Source organism: Butyrivibrio sp. AD3002, from assembly GCF_000420905.1.
GTDB lineage: Bacteria > Bacillota > Clostridia > Lachnospirales > Lachnospiraceae > Butyrivibrio.
Genome location: NZ_ATVV01000006.1, coordinates 42,974 through 68,377 on the forward strand (window position 1 = coordinate 42,974; position 25,404 = coordinate 68,377).

Consider the following 25,404-nt stretch of genomic DNA (forward strand, 5'->3'; position numbering starts at 1 on the left):
GTTTTGTTTGGGGAGTCTTTAACAATTAAATTATTTAAAAATCAAGGGATGTGATGCATTTATATGCATTACATCCCTTGTTGCGTGTATGTAGGGGATCGAGGACAGTGGAGAATCTGATGAAAAGAGTTTGCTTGGGTGCAACAAAACTCCTGATGGTTATAACCATAATGCTGATAATTGTTTACGGCAGAGGAATAACAGCAAAGGCAGTGAATGTCACCTATGAAAAAGAAAAGGTGATAAATCTTGTTAATAAAAAAATGACAGGATATATAAATGCCATCAATATAAAAGTTGAACAATGGAAACGGGATGAGGCTTTGAATGATATGGCAAATCATTTTTGACACTTTGTCGAAAAAGAAAGAAAAAAATAGAAGGAATTAATAAGGTAAGGGAAATGTATATTGATTACATGAACTATGCAAGGGTGCGGGAATTCCATTTGCTGATATTGGCGGCGTGGATTATACCATATTTTTCAATTCTTGATTTTCCGCAGCTGATAACTCCATTTTTTGTTACACTGGGATTCATTATCTACGATTTGGTGAAATCCAAGGGATATTTTCCCTACAACAAGTATGTAATTACGATCATATGGACGAATCTGGTAGGCATAGCTTTGTCCACTGCAATTTATGTGTCCGGATATGTGAATGATCCATATGTAAGTGTCGGTCCTGAAATGGGTTTATTTTTTGCGGGAATAATGGATGCAATTTACCTGGTTCTTCTGGCTGTTTGTATAGCGGGAGGATTCATTATCTTATTTGTAAAAAATAAAATGGCATAAACATAGGTATGGTATCAGTGACAGCGGAAATGTACTGATGTTTGAGGAAATCGGAGATATCAATTTCATCAGCATTCCCCCGCTGATGGTTGCAAGAGTAAAGAAGTCACCCAGTAAGGGTGATGCGTTCTACCTGAAGGGATCAACAATAAAGAGAATTAAAACTGCTGAATAAAAGCAAAATGGGTAAGGAGGAAAAATGGGGACATCATTTCGTAATATTCAGGTTTACAACCCCGGACATAAGAATCAATATGAGCTTGAGGAAGACTATTGCATAGAGCATTTGACTCCTGACTGGGATACAATTTTCGAGGATAATCTTGAAACTGAATTTGAAGATGTAAGAGAAGAAGCAGTGCGACTGTCAGAGAGGCTGGATACGCCGGTTATCAGTATTAGCTATTTTGATGACATGCTCTTTGCAATAGAGGTTCTTGAAGGAGGAAAATCGACAGCATATCACTTTGTTGGAGATGAAGGAATGGATACAAAAAATATTCAGGAACTTTTCAAGGCTTTGCGTCTTGAACCCGAGCTGGAGATTCCTTTTAGAAACGTCATTAAGAAGGCAGGATTTGCGCCTGACTCAATGCAGTTAATTGAAGATCTTGCAAGAATTCCAATCGGTGCGTTCAGCATTAAGGATGAAGAAGATTACTATAGATTCAGAGATCGGGAAGAGATCCTTGATGAAATCTCAAAGTTGTAAGCAAATAACTAATTTACACCTTGTTAAAGTTTTGAAATCAATTCTGAATATACTATAATAGTGTAAGCACATTTTGGTTTTTTAGGGGTTTACATGAAGTTCGGCAATTGGGGATTAATTAAAAAGAATAGGAGCGGAGTATCTCTTTCACTGAGCCTTAAAAAGCTCATCTTTGAGGTGGTTTTGGTTGCAATTGCAGCATTTATTATTTCAATGACCATCATTACCGAGAGAGAGCGCCGCGACTATGGAGTCAGAGATTCTGATAACGTCTTAAAAACTCTTTCCAGTAATATTTCATCAGATATTGAAAAATACACATCGCTCTCGAGGCTCATAATGATAGAGAGCCGCGTGATCGATTTTTTGCGCGCGGAAGTATCAGCTGTGAGTATGGGAATGATAAATGATGCCAGATACGGTATAATGGACATTTTGAATTCCACAGAGGGTGTGGATAGCGTAATGGTCATAAGAGAAGATTTGATCATCGTTGCAACCAACAGATTCACCTATAATTACAACACGGATCTGATGAACAGCGAGGACTGGCGCAGGGAAATATATGAGGGCAACGGTAGGGCAGTAGTGTCCCTAAACAGCTATGGTATTGCCGAGAAGGCGGACGGAAGGCCCATGGTTTCTATAGGAAGAGCCATTAATGACATTGATACCCAGAAGCGCACGGGACTCCTTATGATGAACATCTCCACAAACGTATTTGAAAATATGCTGACGAGGCTTGGATACAACAATATCTGCATCATGGGAACCGACGGGACCTTTCTCGCCGGGAACCGCGAGTATGAGAGCTACTTTGGAGATGAATTTCTTAGTGAAAAGATCAGACACAGAAATATCAGGCTGGGCGGAAAAGATGTCCTTCTTTCAGGATGCAGAGTGAATGACCTTCCGATAGTAATCCTTAGGGTTTCACCCTACGGCACAGCGGGAATACCCTTCAGAATGCTGTATATCCTGTTGTTTCTTCTGGTTGTTTTCACTCTTATGGCAGTTTTTGTTGCAATATTCATAAGACAGAACATAACAGATCCGATATTTGAGCTATCGGGAGCGATGGAGAGAAATAAGCGCTCCGGAGAACTGAAAAAAATAGATGTTGAGGTTCCTTACAGTGAATTAAACATGCTTGAGGGTGATTATAACAGTATGATCGACCACGTAAACGAGCTGTTTGATGAGCTGGTGGAGAAGGAAAAGACTCTTCAAAAGGCGGAAATGCGTGTTTTACAGGAGCAGATTAAGCCGCACTTTTTATATAATTCAATTGAGACCATAGGATTCATGGCGCTTGATGCCGGAGCTGACAAGGTGCATGATGCTCTGGAGACACTCGGAAGCTTTTACAGGAATTTCCTTAGTAAGGGCGACAGAGAGATTCCGCTTTCCCGCGAGATCTGCATTGTTAAGGATTATCTATCACTTCAGAAGCTGCGGTATGGAGATATTCTTGATGATGAATACGACATTAGTGAGGACACGCTGGATTTTGTTGTGCCTAAGCTTATCCTGCAGCCGATGGTGGAGAACTGCATCTATCACGGCATACGACTTAAAGGTGAAAAGGGCACAATAAAAATATCTGCACATCTCGAGGACGGAGAGCTCCATCTGATAGTTAGAGACACCGGAGTAGGCATGGATGCTGAGCTTATAGAGAAAATCGTGACCTCGAGGAGCAATACCTACGAACAAAACTCGAGTAGTTTTGGATTATGGGGTACAATAGAGAGGATAAGGTATTACACAGGCAGAGAGGATGTAGTCAGGATAAGCAGTGAAATAGGGGAATTCACGGAGGTTGAGTTTATTATTCCTGATATGATGCATCCAGGGGCTTGAGTATAAATTGTAAAAGCCTTCCCCTCGGGAGGCGCTCAACGTCCGGGGGACGTTGGTTTAGCGCGGACCGAAGCGGAGCGAAGACAGGTGTCAGCGAAGCTGACGGATGAGGGGATACGGGGAGGTATTATGTACAGAGTAATGATCATAGACGATGAGGAATCCGCACGCAAATTGATGCGTGCAGCTATAGATTATAAAAGTCTCGACATGGAAGTTGTCGGCGAAGCCGCCAGCGGCATAGAGGCAATAAACACTATTGATGAGATAAAACCGGACATCGCCTTTGTTGATATATCCATGCCGTTCATGGACGGAATAGAATTCACGGAGACCGCAACTAAGCGCTATCCGAACCTGATCATCATCATCATGACGGCCATAGATAAATTTGAGTATGCAAGAAAATGCGTAAGTCTTCCGGTTTTTGACTATATGCTTAAACCCATGGTGCGTGCGGAGGTTACAAAGGTTCTTGAGCGCGCAAAGGAGAAACTTGATGCGATGGGAGGAGCCGGCACCTCAGACTTTGCGGACAGCGAGGAAGAACCTGCAATTACAGAGGCTAATTCCACCGAACTGATCAAGCAATATGTTAAGGACCACATCACGGATTCCACCCTTAACCTTGCGTTTGTTGCGCAGAATTTTGGCTTTTCCTCAAGCTATCTTTCCCGCAAGTTCAAGCAGGATACCGGCAAGAACTTTGCGAAGTACTTAACAGATCTTCGAATGAAGAAGGCCATAAAGTATGCTGAGCAGGGGTACAAAATGTACCAGACGGCAGCAGAGGTCGGGATTCCGGATCCCAATTACTTTGGGAGATGTTTTAAGAAATATGTTGGAATGAGTTATTCTGATTATATAGTAGAAAAGGCACAATAATGTGCCTCGTGGTGGATAATGGTTGACAACTTATCATCATCTGCTTATTATTAACAAATGACGGTCTTGTAACGGGTGCACGCTCGTGCGGGATCGGGTCTTATGCAATGAGAGCCTGCGAACCGTGTCAGGTCGGGAACGAAGCAGCACTAAGCGGAATCTCTCATGTGTTGTAAGGTAGCCTGGTTTCGCCCTGCGTGTGTCCATTACAGGACCGTTACGCTTTATTCCCACACCAGTACATATTTCTGAATTCTGTTGGTGTGCATCCCTTTATTATCTTGAACATTCTTATAAAAGAGGACAGCGACGGGAAGCCGCAGTTTAAGGCTACATCCGTTACAGAGTTCCTGGGATCTGTAAGATATGTTTCAGCTTTTGCAATTCTCTTCTGGTTCACATATTTATAGAAGGAAACGTTTGTAAACTGCTTGAATCTTCTTGAGAAATAAAACTTGCTAAAGCCGCTTCTGTCGGCAACATCATCGAGAGTAAGGTCCTCAGAGCAGTGCTCCTGAAGATAGTCGCAGATCTCGATAAATTTCTCAAAGTATTCGTCGCCCTTGGCGTATTCCGCAGAATCGTCGGTGCGCTTTTTGCTGACGTAATTTTTTCCTATAAGAGACATGAATTCCAGAAGCTTACAATAGATATCAACCTCTGAAAAAGAGGCATTCTTTTCATAGATCTGGTTGATCTCCAAAAGGAGAGTCTTTGCCCTGTCGTGGATCTGAGGATAATCCTCGGGAGTTACGACAATATAAGGAGACATGATGTTGATAAGTGATTCAACGTCATGCATGAATCTGAGCTCATTGGTATCGGGCTGAAAAATGATGCGCTGACCAACTTCGGGAGCTTTTATGGAGTGGATGCATCCCGGGCAGATAATGGCGATATCGCCCTCTCTTAGAACAACATCTTCGCCTGCACAGTTCAGGAAGTACAAATTGCGAGTGGGCATAATGAGCTCAATCGCAGCATGCCAGTGCGGCGGATAATCTTCATATTTATCATTGTCATATAATTTTATGGAAGTACTCTGTTTAAAATTGACTGTCTCAACAAGTCCGTTTAAAGTTTCAATCATATTCGTTTCCTCTAAGGTTCTCAAATATGCAATTAGCAATATCTGTAAATTACAGAGTTTATTTTATTACAAAAAGGTGCTCTTTTAACTATCAAAAATTGCTTTTAACCGATTAATTATTGCGGACAAAAGCGCTAAGATTATGGCTTTTGCACAATTTTGCCATGTGAAAATAGGTGATAATTAATGATATGAGCAAAAAAGCGAAAATAATTAAGGCAATTTTTTGACACCAATTAACAACTATTGCAAAGAAATGAGCAAGGCGCCTGTGATAATCTTAATCCACTGGTAATAGAGAGGAGTTTATAATGAGCAAAGAAAGAGAGCCTTTAGTTACACATATTTTCACAGCAGACCCGTCAGCACATGTTTTCGACGGAAAAATCTATGTATATCCGTCACATGATATTCCGCATGACGGTGAGGATAACGATAACGGTGATGAGTATCAGATGCAGGATTACCACATCCTTTCCATGGATAAGCTCGGCGGAGATGTTACAGATCATGGCGTGGCACTCAGCATGCACGATGTACCCTGGGTTAGCGATCAGATGTGGGCACCGGATGCGGTTTATACAAACGGCAAGTATTATCTTGTATTTCCGGCAAGAGATAAGGAAGGAAACTTCAGACTCGGTATCGCAGAGAGCGATAAGCCCGAAGGACCTTTCAAGCCTGAGGACAATTGCATTGAGGGAAGCTTCAGTATAGATCCCTGTTCCTTCAAGGACGACGACGGAAAAGTATATGTTTACTTTGGCGGCCTCTGGGGCGGACAGCTTGAGAAATACAGAACAGGAAAATTCGATCCTAACGGCACAGAGCCGGAGAAGAATGAGAATGCGGTTTTCCCGAAGATGGCACTTATGAGCGAGGATATGAAGTCCTTTGCAGAAACACCCAGAGATATTCAGATTCTGGATGAAAACGGAAAGCCCCTTCTTGCAGGTGACGAGGATCGCAGATATTTCGAGGATCCCTGGACCTACAAGTACAACGGAAAGTACTATTTCTCATATTCAACCGGAACCACACATTATCTCTGCTATGCTGAGAGTGATAACCCATACGGCCCCTTCATCTACAAGGGACGCATCATGGAGCCTGTAATCGGTTGGACAACCCACCATTCAATTCTTGAGATTGAGGGTGAGTGGTACCTGTTCTATCATGACTGTGAATTGTCAGGCGGAATCAACCACAGAAGATGTGTTAAGTATACAAAGCTTAACATCGCAGAGGATGGAACTATAGAGACAATCCATCCCTATGATCATAAAAAATAATTATCCTTGAATAACCGGATGATATGAAAATGTAATAATTATAAAAAACAGCCCGGGGATTTAAGTATATAGATTTCAAGCGATTATGCGTAAGCAACGAGATTGAAATCTATATACTTAAATCCCCGGGCGTCATTTTATCAGTTTTCTACATTTGTCATATCGAGTCCGGACATTTGATCCAGAAGTTTCATCTTGGTGTCATACAAACGACGGGACAGATCCACATGAACCTCGTGAGGATTGAAGAGACGTCTTGTCTCCTCCCAGAGTGTATCCTGCTCCTTGAGGCAGTAATCACGAATTTCCATCGTCTTAGGTGAAGTGTAGACACATTCGCCGTTTTTGAATATAGGAACCATGATCTCTCTTAAAGTGAAGCTTCCTGCGGGAAGAAGAGTCTTCTTCCAGGGCTCTAAGGGATCGAAGAGCAGAAGCTGTTTATCCTCAGTAAAGGTCTCGTTTTCGAGACAGATGAGGTCGGCCTTAACCTTGCCGCTTGCCTTTTCATAAACTCTGTAGATCTTCTTGTTTCCGGGGTTGGTGACCTTCTCGGAATTCTCGGAGAGCTTGATCTTGGGAATAAACTCACCGTCTTCGCCCATAACCGCTGCGAGCTTGTAAACGCCTCCGAAGGACGGATTGTCCTTGGCTGTGATGAGGTGTGTACCAACGCCCCAGGAAGTGATGGCAGCGCCCTGTGACTTAAGGGATGAGATAAGGTACTCATCAAGATCGTTGGAAGCTGAAATAATAGCATCCGGGAATCCGGCGTCATCGAGCATCTTGCGGGCCTCTTTTGAAAGATAAGCAAGGTCGCCGCTGTCGAGACGGATGCCGAAGAAGCTAAGGTCGATGCCTTCTTCCTTCATCTCCTTGAAAACACGGATTGCATTTGGTACACCTGACTTAAGGGTGTCATAGGTGTCGACAAGAAGGATGCATGCGGAAGGATACAATTTTGCATAGGTCTTAAAAGCTGTGTACTCATCAGGGAAACTCATGATCCAGCTGTGAGCATGTGTGCCCTTTACAGGGATATCGAAGAGCTGTCCGCACAGAACATTACTGGTGCCGACACATCCGCCGATAACTGCGGCTCTTGCACCGTAGGTTCCGGCGTCAGGACCCTGAGCACGGCGAAGACCGAACTCCATAATTCCGTCGCCCTCAGCGGCATAGCAGATTCTTGCTGCCTTGGTTGCGATAAGCGACTGATGGTTGATGATATTTAAAATCGCGGTTTCAATAAGCTGAGCTTCCATGATGGGTGCGATGACCTTAACAAGGGGCTCTCTGGGGAAAATGAGTGTTCCTTCGGGGATGGAATAGATGTCCCCGCTGAATTTGAAGTCGCGAAGATAATCAAGGAAATCCTCGTCAAAGATACCAATGCTTCTGAGATAATCGATATCTTCCTCGTCAAAATGCAGCTCTTTAATATAGTTAATAAGCTGCTCAAGTCCGGCCATAATCGAGTAGCCGCCGCCAAACGGATTATTTCTGAAAAAAGCATCAAAAATTACGGTCTCGTTCTGGGACTTGTTCTTGAAGTAGCCCTGCATCATCGTAAGTTCATACAGGTCTGTCAGCAGTGTCAGATTTTGTCTGTCCATACAATTTTACCTTCTTAAATATAAAGTTTTTGGAAAAAAGTAACTCCACGGTCAATAATAACACAATTTTTCACTTTAAGGTACCAAAGTAAACCAATTAAAGCCCTTGAATTTACGCGGTCTGAGATTGTTTTTTGATGGATAATATTATAAAATGGAAAAGATTTGAATCAGTTGTTTTATTGAGGATGGTTGAGTTATGGGAGATTACGATAACATCTATAACGCTGGTAACAAGATATTAAAAGAGGTTACCAAGGCGGTCGAGACAGGAAATTATGATAATCTTAGTGTTTCACTGAAGGTTTCAATAGAGGATGCGGTCAGGGCAGCAAAAGCTAATCCCTCACAGAATTTCAGAGGCAAGGCTTCGACAGGCAGGACCGTAAATTATGCAAGCGGCGCCAAAAGGATACCGTTTTTTACAAGAAAAGTCAGCATGAATCACGGAATGGGCAAGGTAGTTGGAGGCATAGTAGGTGCTGCAATTTTCGGACTTGCAACCCTTGGGGCCATATCAACCGGTGTGTGGGCGCAAGCCGTTACTTATCTCGCAATCACAGCATTATTCGGCATTCTTATTAAGGTAGGATCCGATGATAAAAAGCTGGCAAAAGCTTTTAATAAATACGGAAGAATCTTGGGGAATTCCGAATTTTTCGCAGTCGGTGATCTTGCGATGGCAGCAGGAGAGCGTTCCGATACGGTTCTGAAAAACATCAAGAAGATGATAAATAAGGACTTTCTTCCTACCGCAAGGTTTGACAGGAATGAGACTACGGTAATGCTTTCCGAGAGAGCTTTCGCGCAGTACATGAGAGCTGAGAAGGCCAGACAGGACAGAGAACTGGCTGAGGCACAGCAGATGAGCCAGGATCGCTTCAGTGCCGAGAGCACAGAGGGTGTAACAAACCAGGGCGTTAAGTCTATCATTGATGAGGGTAATGCTTATCTTGCAACTATCCGCAGAATTAATGATGAGATTCCCGGTGATGAGATGTCGGAGAAGCTCTATCAGCTTGAAAATATCATGAGGAAGATTTTCACCCAGGTGGAGAATGAGCCCGAATGTGCGGACGAACTCAAGAAGTTCATGAATTACTATCTGCCCACAACAACCAAGCTTTTGAATGCTTATGTTGATCTCGATAAGCAGCCTGAGGTTGGTGAGAACATCACGAGAACCAAGAAAGAGATTGAGGGTGCTATCGATGTAATAAACGATGCCTTTGAAAATCTTCTGGACAGCTTGTTCCAGGATATGGCATGGGATATTTCTTCAGATATATCGGTTATGAAAACCATGATGGCGCAGGACGGTCTTACCCCCGATGGGCTTATGTCCGGACAGCCTATGCCCGAGCCGGTTCCTGTTCCGGCAAGAACTGCACCGCAGCCGGCACCGCTTTCGTTTGAGGGATCTGCATATCAGGTAGCCCCCGAATTGCAGCAGGCCGCAGGTGCGCAGGCACAGGCCGCTGAGGATGAAAAGGTACAGCTTAAGTTTTAACCCGAAGAATAACAGTAATCATTTTTAGTCGTAAATGTTTGTTTTTTGAAACATTATGAAAAGAAAATTTTAGTTGGAGGAAGTAAAATGGGAGACGAGTTTAAAGAGTTTGAGAATTCAGCACCGACATTGTCATTTGACGCACCGGTAGCCGAGGCAGTTGCACCTGCGCCGGCAGCTACAGCACCGCAGACACCTGAGGCAGCTGCAGCAGAGGCACAGCTGACTGAGGAGGAGATGAAGCAGGTTGATGCTTTCGTTCAGCAGATTGATATTACCAACTCTCAGGGAATCATGAACTACGGTGCAGGCACACAGAAGAAGATGGCAGATTTTTCGGAAAAGGCCATTGATAACGTTCGCACAAAGGATATGGGACAGGTCGGCGACATGATCACAGGCCTTGTTACAGAGCTCAAGAACTTTGAGGTTGAAGAGGACGAGAAGGGACTTAAAGCACTTTTCAAAAAGAGTGCCAATAAGGTTACTGCATTAAAGGCAAGATATACAAGCGTTGAGAAAAACGTTGAGGCTATCAGCAATGAGCTTGAGAGACATCAGATGACTCTTATGAAGGATGTTGCCACACTCGACAACATGTACAAGCTCAACCTCAATTACTACAAGGAGCTTTCAATGTACATCATTGCAGGTAAGAAGAAGCTTGAGCAGGTTAGAGCAAACGAGCTTGTTGCAGCTCAGAAGAAGGCAGAGCAGTCAGGACTTCCTGAGGATGCACAGGCAGCTAAGGATATGGCAGCTCTCTGCGACAGATTCGAGAAGAAGATCTACGATCTTGAGCTTACACGTACAATCGCTATGCAGACAGGCCCTCAGATCCGTATGGTTCAGAGTGCTGACACAGCAATGGCTGAGAAGATCCAGTCCACAATCGTTAACACTATTCCGCTTTGGAAGAACCAGATGGTTATCGCAATCGGAATCGAGCACTCCGCACAGGCAGCTAAGGCTGAGCGCGAGGTTAACGACATGACCAACGCACTTCTTAAGAAGAACGCAGACATGCTGAAGGTTGCTACCGTTGAGGCTGCTAAGGAATCAGAGCGAGGCATAGTTGACATGGAGACACTTAAGCACACCAACGAGACACTTATCACAACTCTTGACGAAGTTATGAGAATACAGACTGAAGGTAAGGAAAAGCGTAAGAACGCAGAAGCAGAGCTTGCACAGATCGAAGGCCAGCTCCGCGAGAAGCTCCTTCAGGCAGCGAAGAACTAAAGCCATCCCCCTTGGGGGCGCTCAACGTCCGGGGGACGTTGGTTTAGCGCGGACCGAAGCGGAGCGAAGACAGGTGGCACGAAGTGCCGGATGAGGGGCTAGGAAGGACAGAATATGGAACAGAAAATGAAAGACGCAGTACTTAAGGGATTCGAAGAGCAGTATGGCAAAAACGACAGCGTTAAAGCATACTTTGCTCCCGGCCGTGTTAATCTTATTGGTGAACACACAGATTACAACGGCGGGCACGTATTTCCCTGTGCACTGACAATAGGAACATACGGAGCTGCAGCGAAGAGAAACGACAGAAAAATGCGCTTCTTTTCAATGAATTTTGACAACGGAAAAATTATCGAGGCTTCACTTGATGATCTTGAAAAATCCAGAACAGCAGGCTGGACAGCATATCCGGTTGGTGTTGTATGGGCTTTTGAGAAAAGAGGCCTTAAGCTCGATACGGGCTTCGACATGATAATCTACGGCAATATTCCGAACGGTTCAGGCCTTTCATCTTCTGCATCCCTTGAGGTTCTGACAGGATTCATCTTAAGAGACCTCTACGGATTTGATGTTACCAATCAGGATCTTGCACTTATCGGACAGTACTCCGAGAACAATTTCAACGGATGCAACTGTGGAATTATGGATCAGTTTGCATCTGCAATGGGAAAAGAGGAGAATGCAATTTTCCTCGATACTGCGGATCTGTCCTTTGAATATGCACCCATAAAGCTTGACGGTGCGAAGATCATCATCAGTAATACAAATAAAAAGCACAAGCTTACAGATTCTGCTTACAATGCCAGAAGAAGCGCTTGTGAAAAGGCTCTTTCCGAGCTTCAGACAGTTGTTGATATTAAGACACTGGGTGATCTTACTGAAGAGGAATTTGAGGCTCATAAGGACGCCATCAAGGATGATGACAGACGCATCAAGGCTAAGCACGCCGTGTATGAGAACCAGAGAACGATCGAAGCAGTTGCTGCTTTAAAAGCAGGAGATCTTGAGAAATTCGGCGAGCTCATGAAGCAGTCTCACATTTCACTTCGAGATGACTATGATGTAACAGGTATTGAGCTTGATACTCTTGCCGAGGAAGCCTGGAAGATTCCGGGAGTTATCGGATCCAGAATGACAGGCGGCGGCTTCGGTGGCTGCACTGTTTCAATAGTTAAGGACGAAGCAGTCGAGGAATTCAAGGAGAAGGTAGGAAAGGCTTATCGCGAAAAGATAGGTTATGACGCAACCTTCTACACAGTATCCATCGGCGGCGGCCCTGCAGTAATTTGAAATAAATAAAGCCTTCCCCCTGGGGGGAAGGTGTCGGCGAAGCCGACGGATGAGGGGATCCTTCACCCGACTATTTCACTGACATCTTCCTTCGTTGGAGGAAGGCTATTTTTTGAATTATCACCAAGCTGCGAATTCAGAATACTGACTATATTACTCTTACTTAATGAATTCAGGCTTTCGGCGATGGGAAGAAGCTTTTCTATCTTAGAATCAGCCTCAGTCTGGGACAGCGACAGCTTGTTTTTATAAAGATCACACAGAAGCTTATAAGTTGCGGTCACGTCGGTTTTGGTAGATACTGCAAATTCAAGGACGGAGACAGCTTCCTTATATAAAGAAGCGTCATACAGCTCTTTTGCCCACTTTTGAAGGTTTGTGACCAGTGTTGTGTAGTTCTGGTCGTAGGCTGTGAGCTCCGTAATGTTGGGAGCACCGTATTCAAGCTTGAGATCGGTGTTGGTAATTCCGGTCAGATTGACGATCCTCTGCTCAGCGAGCCGACGGATGCTTTTTTCACAAAAATCGATCTCATCGTTCCCGGTTACAGCGCCAAAGGGGAGCTTGTCCATAGGGATTGTGACATAGTCCAAATGCTCGAGACTTTTTCGTCTCGTGCTGTTGGCTCGAAGTTCTTTATCCCAGAAGTCTTCTTCCTTTTTGCGAATTTTCTCATTGTTCCTGTGTATCGCTATGTTGGTCATCAGGACGAAGAGGATAAAGGTTGTCAAAAAAGGTAATTTCATTTATAATTTCCTTTCAGAAAATTTAGGAGTATAATACTATGTTGAAGTTTTTTAATTCCGGCAAAAACAGAAAAGTCATTTCTGCAATAATCATTATCGTATTGATTCTTGCACTGGTAATTCCGCTCGCAAGCAGTCTTTCCTTCTGATTATATAACACCGGTATTTGCCAGGAAAGTGGCGAAATGGAGAGATTATGAAAAAATTTATGTTCCTTTGTCTGATGGCGCTTACGCTTGCACTTGTAATTCCGGCAGGTAGCGCTAACGCCGCTTCAGATACTATTCACCAGGGAGTTTTCATTGGTGATGTTGATGTTTCGGGCATGACAACTGAGCAGGCTACAGAGGCTGTAGGCCAGTACATCGAGCAGCTTCGTGCCAAGAATGTGACACTCAGAGGAAAAGGAGAGGGACAGAGCGTAGCAGTAACAGTGGCCGATTTCGGTCTCGGCTGGGCTAATCCCGAAGTAGTTGATGAAGCTTTTGCTCTTTGCAGAAAGGGCAACATTATTCAGCGATACAAGGCGATCAAGGACCTTGAGCACAGTACACAACGTTATAACATCGAGTATTCCTTTAATGACGATGCAATCTACCAGATCCTGGAAGTAAACTGCGCACCCTTTAATGCTTCCAAGGCTAATTACACTCTGAAGAAAACCGGTGATGGATTCACTATTTCAGAGGGACAGACAGGCTATATTCTTGATGAACAGGCTTCTCTTACCGCTATTAAGGATTATATCCAGGAAAGCTGGGATCACAACGATTGTGCAATTGATGTTGTGATTGAGGAGGATTTGCCTGAGGGTAGTTACGAGGAGCTTAGTCAAGTCAAGGATGTTCTCGGAACCTATACTACAAGCTATTCTTCATCAGGTGCTGCCAGAAGTGCCAATGTAGCAAACGGCTGTAGCCTTATCAACGGTACAACTGTTTATCCCGGAGAGGAGTTCTCAGTTCTTGAGACTATAACTCCTTTTACGGAGGCTAACGGTTATTTTCCCGCAGGTTCGTACCTTAACGGAATAGTTGTTGAAAGTGTTGGCGGTGGTATCTGCCAGGTTTCAAGTACACTTTACAATGCTGTTTTGAAGGCAGAGCTTCAGGTTACCGAGCGTCACAACCACTCAATGATCATCAATTATGTTAAACCGTCTATGGATGCTGCGATTGCAGAGACCGGCGGTAAGAACTTCAAGTTTGTAAACAGCACAGAGCACCCTATTTATATAGAGGGTGTAACTACTACAGATAAGCATATAACCTTCACTATCTACGGCGTGGAGACAAGACCTTCCACACATAAGGTTGAGTACCAGAGTGAAGTTTTAGAGGAAACACCGGCAGGTGCTGACCAGATAGTTGCAGACGGCGGATCACCGATAGGTACAGTAAGTACCCAGTCTGCACACATCGGATATAAGGCACAGCTTTGGAAGATTACTTATGAAAACGGCTCCGAGACAAATCGTGAGGTAATCAATACCAGTACTTATAAGATGGTTCCCAGAATTATCACAGTAGGAACCGCAACATCAGATCCGACTGCTGCAGCACAGATTGCAACAGCAATTGCAACCGGTGACATCAACCAGATAAAAGCAGTGGCAGGCGCAATCGCCGCTGTTCAACAGGTTGCCGCACAGGGCGGTGATGTGGAGGCCGCACAGGCAGCAGCTGCAGCTCAGGCTGCATCGGCAGAAGCACAGCTTGCAGCTCAGCAGGCAGCACAGAATCCTGAAGCAGCTCCGGCAACGGAAGCAGCACCCGCGGAACAGACAGCTCCGGCAGAGCAGACAGCTCCCGCAGAACAGGCAACTCCTGCGGAGACACCTGCACCCGCAGCGGATGATACACCTGCACCGATAGATCCCGTGCAGGAGGAAGTACCACCGCCGGCTGACTGATAGATGCGGTGAATCGGAACCCGAGATATTGCCGATATTGGCAGAGTATTCACGGAGAAAATGAATAAATGAGAATCGGAAAAGTAACTGAGAGCGTTTTAAATCGCTCGGTACTTAAACTTATTAAAAGTGATTCCAATAAGAAAAGCGCAGCTGGAAGGTCAGACTGCGCTTATTCTTTAGATGAAAAAGGAAGCACAATTATGACAGCTGTGTCCACATTTACAGCTATTTCGGAGGAGGCGGCTTATTATGCTGTCCACAATGCGGCAAACAACATATTCTGCGACGGCGGAAAACCTCTGATGGCAGTGCTTAACGTAATGTTTCCTGTGGATACAGAGGAAGCAGAGCTTAAGGTTATTATGAGAAGAGCCATCGCTGCCACGAATGAGCTTGGAATTGCCGTAGAAGGCGGACATACTGAGGTGACGGATGCGGTTTCAAGGCCTATGATAACCGCGGTTGTTACCGGAGAAAAAAGTAGCCAGTTTTCAGAAAAGAAATCCTACGCAGGACTCGATATTGTCATGACCAAGTGGGCTGCTGTAGAAGGAACAGCTATCCTTGCCAGTGAATGCGCAGAGAAGCTGTCTGAACGCCTTCCTGACTACATGATTCGCGAGGCACAGGATTTCAAAAAGCTTGTTTCTGTTAGAAGGGATGCGGAGATCGCGCTGGAGAACAGATTAGAGCAACCGGGTTGCAATTCCTGTGAAGAAACGTCAGCTTGTAGGGAGACATCCGGCGTTGTATTTTTACATGATATCTCATCGGGTGGCGTCTTTGCTGCCCTCTGGGACATTGCCGCCAGAGCTCGCTGCGGCATAGAAGTGTACCTAAAAAAGATTCCAATCCGCCAGGAAACTATTGAGATTACAAATCATCTTGGCCTCAATCCCTACCAGATGATCTCAGGCGGTTCGCTCCTGATTCTCACTGACGACGGTAAGGGCCTTGTCAGAGCCTATGAAGAAGCCGGAATAAATGCTGAAATAATTGGTGTTACGACCGACAGTAATGATAAGAAGATCATCAACGACGATGAAGTCCGCTACCTCGATAAACCCCAGCCGGATGAGATCCTTAAGCTTGCAGGTATAACAAGTGCTGATTTTATGGTACAATAATGAGAATATGTGCAGGGCAAAGTATGCCATTTTACCCGTCTATTTAAATGTTTGGAGGAGAATACCATGGTAAACAGAGATGAATTACTTCGCGCAATTGATAAGAACAGCCGTATAGGCGTTGAGGAACTGGCGGTGATTCTGGCCGCGCCGGAGATCGAAGTCGCGAATGAACTCAGAGCTCTTGAGGATGAGGGAATCATCTGTGGTTATCATACGATGATTGACTGGTCCAAAACCAACATAGAGAAGGTAATGGCTCTCATCGAGGTTAAGGTTACACCTCAGAGAGGTATTGGCTTTGATTCCATTGCTGAGAGAATTTATAAATATCCGGAAGTTACAAGTGTATATCTGATGTCAGGCGGTTTTGACCTCATGGTAATGCTTGAGGGCAAGAGCCTTAAGGAAGTGGCAACCTTTGTTACAAACAAACTGTCACCGCTTGATACTGTCCTTAGCTGCTCTACGCACTTCATACTTCAGAAGTACAAAGAGCACGGAACAATTTTGACAAAAAAATATGAAGATACAAGGGAGATAGTCACACCATGAGGAATCCGCTTTCTGAGAAAATCGTTGAAATCAAGCCCTCGGGAATCCGCAAATTCTTTGATGTTGTGAAGTCTATTGATGGCGCAATATCACTTGGTGTGGGTGAACCCGATTTTGATACACCCTGGCATATCAGGGATGAGGGCATTTATTCATTGGAAAAAGGACGCACTTTCTACACGTCCAATTCCGGTTTGAGAGAACTTAAGGTAGAAGTCTGCAATTACTTAAAACGCAGACAGAACATACAATATGATCCCGACGACCAGGTGCTTGTCACCGTCGGAGGTTCCGAAGCGATTGACCTTGCACTCAGGGCAATGGTTGATCCCGGAGATGAGGTTTTAATACCGCAGCCCAGCTACGTTTCCTATGAGCCCTGCGCAATCCTTGCGGGAGCAAAGCCGGTTATGATCGAGCTTAAGGAAGAAAATGAATTCAGACTTACAGCTGAAGAGATACTAGAGCATGTAACGGACAAGACCAAGATACTTGTTCTGCCTTTCCCCAACAACCCGACAGGGGCAATTATGGAAAAGAAGGACCTCGAGGCCATTGCAAAGGTTATAGAGGAGAAGGACCTCTTCGTAATATCCGATGAGATCTACTCAGAACTGACCTATACCGACAAACATGTGTCAATTGTAGAGATTCCCGGAATGTACGAGAGAACCGTTCTTATCAACGGTTTTTCGAAATCCTATGCGATGACCGGATGGAGACTGGGATACGCGTGCGGACCTAAGGACATCATAGCTCAGATGACCAAAATCCATCAGTTCGCTATCATGTGCGCACCCACGACCAGCCAGTATGCTGCTGTGGAGGCACTGAAAAATGGCGATGAAGACGTTGCCATGATGCGTGAGCAGTATAACCAGAGGAGAAGATATCTTGTAAAGGAGCTCAGAGACCTTGGACTTCCGTGCTTTGAGCCCTTCGGAGCTTTTTACATATTCCCGTGCATCAAGGAATTCGGGATGAGCAGCGATGAGTTTGCAACTAAGCTTCTCCAGGAGGAAAAACTGGCAGTGGTACCCGGAAACGCATTCGGAGACTGCGGCGAGGGCTTCATAAGAATATCCTATGCATATTCACTAGATGACCTTAAAAAGGCAATGGAGAGATTAAAGCGGTTCATAGATAACCACAGATAATCAAGAGGCAGTTATGGAAGATAACAGGGAAAACGTGGACGACGTAAAGCTTGATCCTGAGAAAAGCCCGATAGCCAGGGCAGATTTCCTAAGAGAAAAAATCAAGCAGCGCCCCATAAACAAGAAAAAGCTTCTTAGAAGAACTCTTATAACTATGACATTGGCAGTGGTATTTGGCGCGGTGGCGTGCCTGACATTCGTTTTTCTGGCGCCCGTTATAAACAACAGGCTATATCCGGAGGAGACCCCCACACCCGTGGCACTCACAGAGGAGACGGTTGCGGATGAGATGCAGCCTGAGGATATGTACGCTGATGACAATGCCATTGCGGCCGAGGCTGCCAGCGTTGCCATAGACATGGCATCATCCGAGCTCTCCAAGATGAAGAGCGAGATGACTTCGCACCAGGCAGATCAGACCGATTACATGGATATGTACGCTTCTTTAAAAAGTGTTGCCACAAGTGCTGAGAAGAGCCTTGTGACAGTGACGTCAAAAACCTCGGACACCAACTGGATCAACGATCCCTACGAGAGTGAAGGACAGACCTGCGGCGTGATTGTGGCGGACAACGGGGCTGAGTATCTGATCCTGGTTCAGACTTCGGCAATCAGCGATGCTGAATCGATTCAGGTCACTTTCTGCGATGAAACCGTGGGCAGCGCATATTTGAAGCAGAGCGATGCGGTTACGGGGCTTGGTATTGTTGCGGTAAAATACAAGGATATTTCGGAAAACACCAGGGCGGCAATAGGCGTAGCGCCTCTTGGAAGCTCCAAGACCGGCGGAGTGATCGGAACCCCTGTAATTGCAGTGGGAAGACCCATGGGCACCAGAGGATCCATGTGCTACGGCTTTGTCACATCTGCTAACTCGGATCTTGATCTTGCTGATTCAAATTACAAGCTCCTTACAACGGACATGAACGGAAGCACCAACGCAAGCGGTGCCATCATTAATCTTTCCGGCTCCGTTGTGGGATTCATCGACATGAAGTACAACACGCAGGCTATGCCTAACGTCCTTTCGGCTGTGGGAATTACAGAGCTTCGGGCACTTATCGAGGATCTGTCCAACGGAAAAGGGAGAACCTTTGTGGGCATCCATGGACAGACTGTCCCAAAGGACCTTCAGGAGGGAGAGAACATCCCTGCAGGTGCCTATGTAATACGTACGGAAATGGATTCACCGGCGATGCTTTCGGGAGTTCAGAGCGGAGATATAATAACCGCAGTGAACGGAGAGGAAGTGGCAGGATTTGACACCTTCGTATCAAGAATCAGAGATGTCAAGCCCGGAACTCAGGTGACACTTACATTAATGAGACAGGCAGCCGAGGGCTACGCCGAACTCACAATTGATATATCATCGGACAACTCAACCGATAATGCGGAATAGAACATTTAGCCTTCTCCCTCTGGGAGAAGGTGGCGCGAAGCGCCGGATGAGGGACCTAGAAACAACAGGAGAACTAAATGAAATTCATCAAAGATTTAAACAACGGCGACAGGGTTGCCGACATCTACTTTTGCAAACACATGCAGGCAGCAACAACAAAAAACGGAAAGACCTACTATTCCGTTACCTTGCAGGATAAGACAGGAACTGTCGACGCAAAGGTCTGGGAGCCCAACAGCGAGGGAATTGACGACTTCGATTCCCTGGATTATATAGACGTTTTCGGTGAGGTGACAACCTTCAACAACGCGCTTCAGATCAACATCAAGAGAGCGCGCCTTTGTCATGAGGGCGAGTACGATGAGTCGCTCTATCTGCCGGTATCTTCGAAGAACAACGACGAAATGTACAAGGACCTTCTGGCCATCATTAATACTGTTGGCAACCAGTATCTGAAGGCGCTTCTTGAAGCACTTTTCATTAAGGATGAGGAATTTGTGAAGGCATTTCGCAAGTCTTCTGCGGCAAAATCGGTTCACCACGGCTTTGTGGGCGGACTTTTGGAGCACACCCTGAGCGTTACCAGAATGTGCGACTATTTTTCCAAGGCATATCCTGCCATAAACAGAGATCTTCTTATAACAGCCGCAATCTGCCATGATATAGGAAAAACGAGAGAACTCTCACTTTTCCCTGAGAATGATTACACGAACGAGGGCCAGTTCCTGGGGCACATCGTCATGGGCAGTGAGATGGTTGCAGAGAAGATTAAAGACATTAATGATTTCCCTGTGCTCTTAAAGCAGGAGCTTCAGCACTGCATTTTATCGCACCACGGGAAATATGAGTATGGCTCACCCAAGATGCCCGCTATCATTGAAGCCATGGCGCTTCACCTTGCGGACAACACGGATGCCAAACTCGAGACATTTACTGAGATACTTAATAACACGAATGAAGTGGGTTGGCTCGGGTACAACAAGCTTCTCGAGAGCAACCTGTTTGACACCAGGGTTGAATCATAATGAATGAAAAAGTTTTACACGTATTAGAATACGACAAAATAATTGAAGAATTGAGTAACCATGCGACCTCTGAGCCCGGAAAAAGGGCCTGCAGGGAGCTGTTACCATCCTCTGATCTTCGTGAGATTCAGAAGAATCTGAAGAAAACCGACGCCGGTATCTCCAGAATTTTCAAGAAGGGATCCGTTTCCTTCGGAAGCAACAAAGACATAAGCGGGTATCTGAAGGCTCTGAAAATAGGGAGCAGCCTTGATGCACCGCAGCTCCTTAATATTGCGAGCTTTTTGGATAATGTAAACAGAGTGAAGAGCTACGGAAGATCAGATAAGGAAGAGGATAACAGAGATGTCCTTTCTGATCTTTTTGACGGACTTGAACCGCTGACTCCGGTTGCAGGTGAGATCAGACGCTGTATTATTTCAGAGGATGAGATATCTTCGGATGCAAGCCCTGCACTTCGCCATATAAGGCGCGACATCCAGATCACAGGCGACAGAATTCACGACCAGCTTGGAAAAATGGTTAACGGATCTTTAAGATCCTACCTGCAGGAGGCTGTTGTCACCATGAGAGGCGACCGCTACTGCATCCCGATCAAGGCCGAGTACAAAAGCCAGGTAAACGGTATCGTCCACGACCAGTCCTCTACAGGTTCCACACTTTTCATAGAACCTGCGGTTATCGTTGAGCTTAACAACAAGCTTCGCGAGCTGGCTGCAATGGAGAAGGCTGAAATTGAGGTCATACTTGCAAGACTTTCCGCTGAAGTAGGCGGTTATCTTACTGCGCTTTCCGATAACGCGGCTATCATGACGGAGCTTGACTTTGTGTTTGCGAAGGCTTCACTTGCTCTTTCGCAGAATGCCATCACTCCGATTTTCAATGAGAGACACTATTTCAATATCATAAAGGGGCGTCATCCGCTTCTTGATAAGAAAAAAGCCGTGCCGATAGATGTCTATGCGGGCAAGGATTTTGACATGATCATAATCACCGGCCCCAATACCGGAGGTAAGACGGTTACGCTGAAAACCGTGGGTCTTCTTACATTAATGGGACAGGCCGGACTAGCTATTCCGGCGGCCGACAGATCGGAGCTTTCCGTATTTAATGAGATTTATGCCGACATCGGTGATGAGCAGAGTATAGAGCAGAGCTTGTCCACTTTTTCCTCGCACATGACGAACACAGTGCGCATTCTTGAGAATGCTGATGAAAACTCGCTGTGCCTCTTCGATGAGCTCGGAGCGGGAACCGACCCCACTGAGGGTGCGGCCCTTGCCATATCTATTCTGGATCACCTTCATAAGCGCGGCATCAGAACCATGGCGACGACTCACTACAGTGAGCTCAAGGTTTATGCGCTCACGACTGAGGGCATACAGAATGCCAGCTGCGAGTTTGATGTGGAGTCGCTGAGACCGACCTACAGACTTTTGATTGGAGTTCCGGGAAAAAGTAATGCCTTTGCGATATCGAAAAGACTCGGGCTTTCCGATGAAATCATAGAGGCAGCAGGCGCACAGATTAGTCAGGATAACCGCAAATTCGAGGATCTTTTGACTGACCTTGAAAACAGCAGAGTTACAATCGAGAACGAGCGCATCGAGATCGAGCGTTATAAGAAGGAAGTTGAACAGCTTAAGGAAGAGCTCCAGGGCAAGCAGACTAAGCTCGATGAATCAAGGGACAAGATATTAAGACAGGCCCATGAGGAAGCCAGAGAGATTCTGCAGGAAGCCAAGGATGCAGCTGATGAGACCATCAGAACCATGCGCAAAGCTGAGGCGGGAGTTCCCATGCAGGAGCTTGAGAAAGCTCGTCAGAGCGTCAACAAGAAGATCTCCGATAAGAACCAGAAGCTTTCTATAAAGAATAAGCCGCAGACTCCCGGTCACAAGAAGCTTAAACCTACACAGATTAAGCTTGGTGATTCGGTGCGCATAATTTCCATGGGGCTCAAGGGAACAATCAGCTCCAAGCCCGATAAAGATGGGAATGTCATGGTTCAATGTGGTATTATGAAATCAAGAGCGCACATTGACGACCTTGAGCTTATCAAGGAAGAGGGCGGCAAGGAGCAGATGAAGAAGTTCTACGGACAGCACAAAATGGACCTGTCCGGGGCAAAGAACATCAGAACCGAGCTCAATCTCATAGGATTAAACAGCGCGGATGCTATCGCCGAGCTCGATAAATATCTCGACAGCGCCTATGTATCGCACCTTCCTTCAGTTAGAATCGTACACGGCAAGGGCTCCGGAGTCCTCAGACAGGCCGTACACGATCACCTTAAGGCCGCACCTTACGTCAAGTCCTTTAAACTTGGCGAGTTCGGTGAGGGAGACTCAGGTGTGACAATCGTGACATTTATAAAATAAGAGCCTTTCCTGTGGAGGACGATAAAAATATAATGCCTTCTCCCGCTGGGAGAAGGTGCCCCGAAGGGGCGGATGAGGGCAAATATGGTAACGAAACAGAAAATCTTAATAGTCGACGACGACAGCAATATCGCAGAGCTTATCTCACTTTACCTCGTTAAGGAGTGTTTTGACACCCTTATCGTAGGGGATGGTGAGTCAGCTCTTGCTGCATTTGATACATTTGAGCCGAATCTCGTGCTCCTGGATCTCATGCTTCCCGGAATTGACGGATATCAGGTCTGCAGAGAGCTTAGGACCAGATCTCAGACACCGATAATCATGCTCTCCGCTAAGGGAGAAGTTTTTGATAAGGTGCTCGGACTCGAGATGGGCGCCGATGATTATATGGAAAAACCGTTTGATTCCAAGGAACTGGTTGCGAGAGTCAAGGCTGTTCTCAGAAGATACAAGCCCATCGTGACAGAGACAGAGCCTTCCGACGACAAGGTTGTAAAATATCAGGATCTTGAAATTAACATGACAAACTACTCTGTAAACTATCAGGGTGCAAGGCTGGATATGCCTCCTAAGGAGCTGGAGCTTTTATACTTCCTGGCATCCTCTCCGAACAGAGTTTTCACAAGAGAGCAGCTTCTTGATCAGATCTGGGGATACGAATATGTCGGAGACACTAGAACTGTAGATGTTCACATCAAGAGACTCAGAGAAAAGATCAAAGATCATGAGACCTGGAGAATCGCTACAATCTGGGGGATCGGTTACAAGTTTGAGGTTTCATAAACTTAAATGAAACGAACACTATATCTAAAATTCTTAATTGCATATCTTCTCTTTGCCATTTTCGGTTTCATAATGGTGGCGACCTTCGTGTCAAACATGACGCTGGAGCACTGCCGCCGGAAAAAGGCAGAGAGTCTCTATGCTGAGGCAACGCAGATTGCGAACACCTACGCTGCGGACCTTTATAACAGCGAGACCTCGCTTGAAACGGTTCAGCAGCAGCTCGTTGCTCTCTCAAAATATATGGACGGAGCGAGGATTTGGATAGTCAATCCCTCGGGACGTCTGGTTCTGGATTCTTCCAACGTCATCGAACAGGGCGAGGAGATCAAGATTGAAGGCTTTGATCCCACCGCAACAGGCGGAACCTACTACACCATAGGTGATTTCTGGGGGAATTTCCAAGAGAGCGTACTTTCCGTTTTTGCCCCTATCACAGCCAATTACAAGGTTCAGGCCTATGTTATCATCCATACGCCCATGAGCCAGCTTAGGAAAACTGCGGATGAATTCCTGAATATTTCCTACCTGATGCTCATCGTCATGTTTTTGCTGTCACTGATAATACTCATCTTTTTCACAGAGCTTGTATACATTCCGCTTCGAAGAATTACGCAGGCGACAGAGGAGTATGCTGCCGGCAACATGAACTATGAATTCTCGGTGGAGTCCGAGGACGAGATGGGCTATCTTGCGGCATCCCTGTCATATATGGCGGGCGAGATTGCAAGGCAGGAGGAGGATCAGAAAAAATTCGTGGCGAACGTCTCCCACGATTTCCGTTCACCTCTTACCTCAATTCGCGGATATATCGAAGCAATGCTGGATGGTACCATACCGCAGGAGATGCATGAAAAATACCTCGGCATAGTATTGAATGAAACCGAGCGACTTACCAAGCTTACCAACGGCCTTCTTACGCTCAACAATCTGAACGCCAAAGGAATGCTCCTTGAAAAGGCCGATTTTGACATAAACCAGGTAATACGCAACACCGCGGCCAGTTTTGAGATGACCTGCCTTGAGAAGAAAATTGCGATAGAGCTGGTGCTGACTGATGATAAGATGATAGTTAACGCCGACATGAGTAAGATTCAGCAGGTTCTCTATAACCTTCTGGACAATGCCATAAAGTTCAGCCACCACGATTCGGTTATCAAGATCGAGACCACCGAGAAAAGAAGCAAGGTATTCGTCTCGGTTAAGGATAGCGGAATCGGAATTCCCAAGGAAGACCAGAAGATGGTCTTCGAAAGATTCTATAAATCCGATGCGTCCCGCGGTAAGGACAAAAAGGGAACCGGACTCGGCCTTTCAATCGTAAAAGAAATAATCAAGGCTCACGGAGAAAATATTAATTGTATTTCAACCGTCGGAGTCGGAACAGAGTTCATATTCTCAGTACCTAAGGCCGCTTCAATGGACAGCGACGAGGAGGGACTGTAATGCACATAGTACTTCATCAGCCGGAGATTCCGCAGAATACCGGCAATATCGGGAGAACCTGCGTTGCAACGGGCAGCTCCCTGCATCTTATCGAGCCCCTTGGCTTCGCACTTCACGGAAAAGATATAAAGCGCGCGGGCATGGACTACTGGGATAAGCTCGATTACACTCGCTACATTAATTACGAAGAATTCAAGGAAAAGCATCCGGGTGCCAAGGTCTGGCTTGCGACCACAAAAGCAAAGCGCTCCTATACAGAGGTTAGCTACGGCATGGATGATTTCATCATGTTTGGTAAGGAGAGTGCCGGAATTCCAGAGGAAATCCTCGTGGATAATGAAGAGGACTGCATTAGAATCCCCATGGGACACGACATCAGGTCCCTCAATCTCTCCAATTCCGTTGCGATCGTTTTGTACGAAGCCTTAAGACAGAACGGCTTCCCCGGAATGGAAGAGGAGGGCGAACTCCACAGACTACAGTGGAATCAGTAAAGCCTTCCCATTGGGGAAAGTGAAATCTAATATGCCTTCCCCTTGGGGGAAGGTGTCAGCGAAGCTGACGGATGAGG

At 45.7% G+C, this 25,404-nt stretch carries 23 protein-coding genes and 1 other RNA gene; 21 read left to right on the forward strand and 3 right to left on the reverse strand.

Annotated elements, in window-relative coordinates; all coding sequences use genetic code 11:
* Positions 1–119: 119 nt before the first annotated feature.
* The 7 genes from G596_RS0106145 to ffs all read left to right on the forward strand — a co-directional run bounded on the left by G596_RS0106145 (position 120) and on the right by ffs (position 4,450).
* Positions 120–350, forward strand: a complete 231-nt coding sequence (locus G596_RS0106145) for a hypothetical protein (RefSeq protein ID WP_022760961.1) — start codon at positions 120–122, stop codon at positions 348–350.
* A gap of 53 nt (positions 351–403) precedes the next feature.
* Positions 404–799, forward strand: a complete 396-nt coding sequence (locus G596_RS0106150; protein WP_155829172.1) for a hypothetical protein — start codon at positions 404–406, stop codon at positions 797–799.
* Between the two features lie 37 nt (positions 800–836).
* A complete protein-coding gene (locus tag G596_RS24700; RefSeq protein WP_022760963.1) occupies positions 837–974 on the forward strand; it encodes a hypothetical protein in 138 nt (45 codons plus the stop codon).
* Between the two features lie 24 nt (positions 975–998).
* Positions 999–1,511, forward strand: coding sequence for a hypothetical protein (locus G596_RS0106160; protein ID WP_022760964.1), 513 nt, complete (start codon positions 999–1,001; stop codon positions 1,509–1,511).
* Positions 1,512–1,604: 93 nt separating this feature from the next.
* Positions 1,605–3,374 carry a sensor histidine kinase gene (locus G596_RS23600; RefSeq protein WP_022760965.1) on the forward strand — a complete coding sequence of 590 codons (1,770 nt, stop codon included), beginning with the start codon at positions 1,605–1,607 and terminating at the stop codon, positions 3,372–3,374.
* Between the two features lie 129 nt (positions 3,375–3,503).
* Entirely contained in the window at positions 3,504–4,259 is a 756-nt protein-coding gene (locus G596_RS0106170) for a response regulator transcription factor (protein WP_022760966.1), read from the forward strand.
* A gap of 91 nt (positions 4,260–4,350) precedes the next feature.
* An RNA gene (gene ffs / locus G596_RS24335) (signal recognition particle sRNA small type) lies at positions 4,351–4,450 on the forward strand.
* Positions 4,451–4,476: 26 nt separating this feature from the next.
* Here the strand turns inward: ffs and G596_RS0106175 are convergent.
* Positions 4,477–5,349, reverse strand: coding sequence for a helix-turn-helix domain-containing protein (locus G596_RS0106175; protein ID WP_022760967.1), 873 nt, complete (start codon positions 5,347–5,349; stop codon positions 4,477–4,479).
* Positions 5,350–5,660: 311 nt separating this feature from the next.
* Here G596_RS0106175 and G596_RS0106180 point away from each other — a divergent pair, with 311 nt between their 5' ends.
* On the forward strand, positions 5,661–6,641 hold the full coding sequence (locus G596_RS0106180; protein WP_022760968.1) for a glycoside hydrolase family 43 protein: 981 nt from the start codon (positions 5,661–5,663) through the stop codon (positions 6,639–6,641).
* 140 nt (positions 6,642–6,781) lie between these two features.
* Here the strand turns inward: G596_RS0106180 and G596_RS0106185 are convergent, their stop codons facing one another.
* Positions 6,782–8,257, reverse strand: a complete 1,476-nt coding sequence (locus G596_RS0106185) for a nicotinate phosphoribosyltransferase (protein WP_022760969.1) — start codon at positions 8,255–8,257, stop codon at positions 6,782–6,784.
* 199 nt (positions 8,258–8,456) lie between these two features.
* Between G596_RS0106185 and G596_RS23605 the strand changes: the two genes are divergently transcribed.
* The 3 genes from G596_RS23605 to G596_RS0106200 all read left to right on the forward strand — a co-directional run bounded on the left by G596_RS23605 (position 8,457) and on the right by G596_RS0106200 (position 12,299).
* On the forward strand, positions 8,457–9,767 hold the full coding sequence (locus G596_RS23605) for a 5-bromo-4-chloroindolyl phosphate hydrolysis family protein (protein WP_022760970.1): 1,311 nt from the start codon (positions 8,457–8,459) through the stop codon (positions 9,765–9,767).
* 87 nt (positions 9,768–9,854) lie between these two features.
* Positions 9,855–11,009: a toxic anion resistance protein gene (locus G596_RS0106195; RefSeq protein ID WP_022760971.1), complete on the forward strand. Its 1,155-nt coding sequence runs from the start codon at positions 9,855–9,857 to the stop codon at positions 11,007–11,009.
* A gap of 126 nt (positions 11,010–11,135) precedes the next feature.
* Positions 11,136–12,299 (forward strand): galactokinase, encoded by a 1,164-nt coding sequence (locus G596_RS0106200; RefSeq protein ID WP_026498698.1) that lies wholly within the window; start codon positions 11,136–11,138, stop codon positions 12,297–12,299.
* Between the two features lie 62 nt (positions 12,300–12,361).
* Here the strand turns inward: G596_RS0106200 and G596_RS21205 are convergent, their stop codons facing one another.
* Positions 12,362–13,045, reverse strand: coding sequence for a hypothetical protein (locus G596_RS21205; protein WP_022760973.1), 684 nt, complete (start codon positions 13,043–13,045; stop codon positions 12,362–12,364).
* 196 nt (positions 13,046–13,241) lie between these two features.
* Here G596_RS21205 and G596_RS21210 point away from each other — a divergent pair, with 196 nt between their 5' ends.
* The 10 genes from G596_RS21210 to G596_RS0106260 all read left to right on the forward strand — a co-directional run bounded on the left by G596_RS21210 (position 13,242) and on the right by G596_RS0106260 (position 25,327).
* Positions 13,242–14,957, forward strand: a complete 1,716-nt coding sequence (locus tag G596_RS21210; RefSeq protein WP_022760975.1) for a VanW family protein — start codon at positions 13,242–13,244, stop codon at positions 14,955–14,957.
* Positions 14,958–15,025: 68 nt separating this feature from the next.
* Positions 15,026–16,087 (forward strand): AIR synthase related protein, encoded by a 1,062-nt coding sequence (locus tag G596_RS23610; RefSeq protein ID WP_022760976.1) that lies wholly within the window; start codon positions 15,026–15,028, stop codon positions 16,085–16,087.
* Between the two features lie 66 nt (positions 16,088–16,153).
* Positions 16,154–16,642 (forward strand): Lrp/AsnC family transcriptional regulator, encoded by a 489-nt coding sequence (locus tag G596_RS0106225; protein ID WP_022760977.1) that lies wholly within the window; start codon positions 16,154–16,156, stop codon positions 16,640–16,642.
* Complete coding sequence (locus tag G596_RS0106230; protein WP_022760978.1) at positions 16,639–17,799, forward strand: aminotransferase class I/II-fold pyridoxal phosphate-dependent enzyme; 1,161 nt, start codon at positions 16,639–16,641, stop codon at positions 17,797–17,799. The genes G596_RS0106225 and G596_RS0106230 overlap by 4 nt, the downstream gene beginning before the upstream one ends.
* 13 nt (positions 17,800–17,812) lie before the next feature.
* Complete coding sequence (locus G596_RS21225) at positions 17,813–19,198, forward strand: S1C family serine protease (protein ID WP_022760979.1); 1,386 nt, start codon at positions 17,813–17,815, stop codon at positions 19,196–19,198.
* A 77-nt stretch (positions 19,199–19,275) separates the two neighbouring features.
* On the forward strand, positions 19,276–20,223 hold the full coding sequence (locus tag G596_RS0106240) for a 3'-5' exoribonuclease YhaM family protein (RefSeq protein ID WP_022760980.1): 948 nt from the start codon (positions 19,276–19,278) through the stop codon (positions 20,221–20,223).
* On the forward strand, positions 20,223–22,604 hold the full coding sequence (locus tag G596_RS0106245; RefSeq protein WP_022760981.1) for an endonuclease MutS2: 2,382 nt from the start codon (positions 20,223–20,225) through the stop codon (positions 22,602–22,604). Before G596_RS0106240 ends, G596_RS0106245 begins: the two co-directional genes overlap by 1 nt.
* Before the next feature lie 84 nt (positions 22,605–22,688).
* Complete coding sequence (locus tag G596_RS0106250; protein WP_022760982.1) at positions 22,689–23,387, forward strand: response regulator transcription factor; 699 nt, start codon at positions 22,689–22,691, stop codon at positions 23,385–23,387.
* A gap of 6 nt (positions 23,388–23,393) precedes the next feature.
* The gene (locus G596_RS0106255; RefSeq protein WP_022760983.1) at positions 23,394–24,833 is read left to right on the forward strand and encodes a sensor histidine kinase; all 1,440 of its coding nucleotides are present in this window, start codon (positions 23,394–23,396) and stop codon (positions 24,831–24,833) included.
* Positions 24,833–25,327, forward strand: a complete 495-nt coding sequence (locus tag G596_RS0106260; protein WP_022760984.1) for a tRNA (cytidine(34)-2'-O)-methyltransferase — start codon at positions 24,833–24,835, stop codon at positions 25,325–25,327. Before G596_RS0106255 ends, G596_RS0106260 begins: the two co-directional genes overlap by 1 nt.
* Positions 25,328–25,404 lie beyond the last annotated feature (77 nt).

Bases quoted from the DNA above. Each gene is read 5' to 3' on its own strand.
- G596_RS0106145 (WP_022760961.1), top strand. From the start codon at position 120: ATGAAAAGAGTTTGCTTGGGTGCAACAAAACTCCTGATGGTTATAACC.
- G596_RS0106150 (WP_155829172.1), top strand. From the start codon at position 404: ATGTATATTGATTACATGAACTATGCAAGGGTGCGGGAATTCCATTTG.
- G596_RS24700 (WP_022760963.1), top strand. From the start codon at position 837: ATGTTTGAGGAAATCGGAGATATCAATTTCATCAGCATTCCCCCGCTG.
- G596_RS0106160 (WP_022760964.1), top strand. From the start codon at position 999: ATGGGGACATCATTTCGTAATATTCAGGTTTACAACCCCGGACATAAG.
- G596_RS23600 (WP_022760965.1), top strand. From the start codon at position 1,605: ATGAAGTTCGGCAATTGGGGATTAATTAAAAAGAATAGGAGCGGAGTA.
- G596_RS0106170 (WP_022760966.1), top strand. From the start codon at position 3,504: ATGTACAGAGTAATGATCATAGACGATGAGGAATCCGCACGCAAATTG.
- G596_RS0106175 (WP_022760967.1), bottom strand. From the start codon at position 5,349: ATGATTGAAACTTTAAACGGACTTGTTGAGACAGTCAATTTTAAACAG.
- G596_RS0106180 (WP_022760968.1), top strand. From the start codon at position 5,661: ATGAGCAAAGAAAGAGAGCCTTTAGTTACACATATTTTCACAGCAGAC.
- G596_RS0106185 (WP_022760969.1), bottom strand. From the start codon at position 8,257: ATGGACAGACAAAATCTGACACTGCTGACAGACCTGTATGAACTTACG.
- G596_RS23605 (WP_022760970.1), top strand. From the start codon at position 8,457: ATGGGAGATTACGATAACATCTATAACGCTGGTAACAAGATATTAAAA.
- G596_RS0106195 (WP_022760971.1), top strand. From the start codon at position 9,855: ATGGGAGACGAGTTTAAAGAGTTTGAGAATTCAGCACCGACATTGTCA.
- G596_RS0106200 (WP_026498698.1), top strand. From the start codon at position 11,136: ATGAAAGACGCAGTACTTAAGGGATTCGAAGAGCAGTATGGCAAAAAC.
- G596_RS21205 (WP_022760973.1), bottom strand. From the start codon at position 13,045: ATGAAATTACCTTTTTTGACAACCTTTATCCTCTTCGTCCTGATGACC.
- G596_RS21210 (WP_022760975.1), top strand. From the start codon at position 13,242: ATGAAAAAATTTATGTTCCTTTGTCTGATGGCGCTTACGCTTGCACTT.
- G596_RS23610 (WP_022760976.1), top strand. From the start codon at position 15,026: ATGAGAATCGGAAAAGTAACTGAGAGCGTTTTAAATCGCTCGGTACTT.
- G596_RS0106225 (WP_022760977.1), top strand. From the start codon at position 16,154: ATGGTAAACAGAGATGAATTACTTCGCGCAATTGATAAGAACAGCCGT.
- G596_RS0106230 (WP_022760978.1), top strand. From the start codon at position 16,639: ATGAGGAATCCGCTTTCTGAGAAAATCGTTGAAATCAAGCCCTCGGGA.
- G596_RS21225 (WP_022760979.1), top strand. From the start codon at position 17,813: ATGGAAGATAACAGGGAAAACGTGGACGACGTAAAGCTTGATCCTGAG.
- G596_RS0106240 (WP_022760980.1), top strand. From the start codon at position 19,276: ATGAAATTCATCAAAGATTTAAACAACGGCGACAGGGTTGCCGACATC.
- G596_RS0106245 (WP_022760981.1), top strand. From the start codon at position 20,223: ATGAATGAAAAAGTTTTACACGTATTAGAATACGACAAAATAATTGAA.
- G596_RS0106250 (WP_022760982.1), top strand. From the start codon at position 22,689: ATGGTAACGAAACAGAAAATCTTAATAGTCGACGACGACAGCAATATC.
- G596_RS0106255 (WP_022760983.1), top strand. From the start codon at position 23,394: ATGAAACGAACACTATATCTAAAATTCTTAATTGCATATCTTCTCTTT.
- G596_RS0106260 (WP_022760984.1), top strand. From the start codon at position 24,833: ATGCACATAGTACTTCATCAGCCGGAGATTCCGCAGAATACCGGCAAT.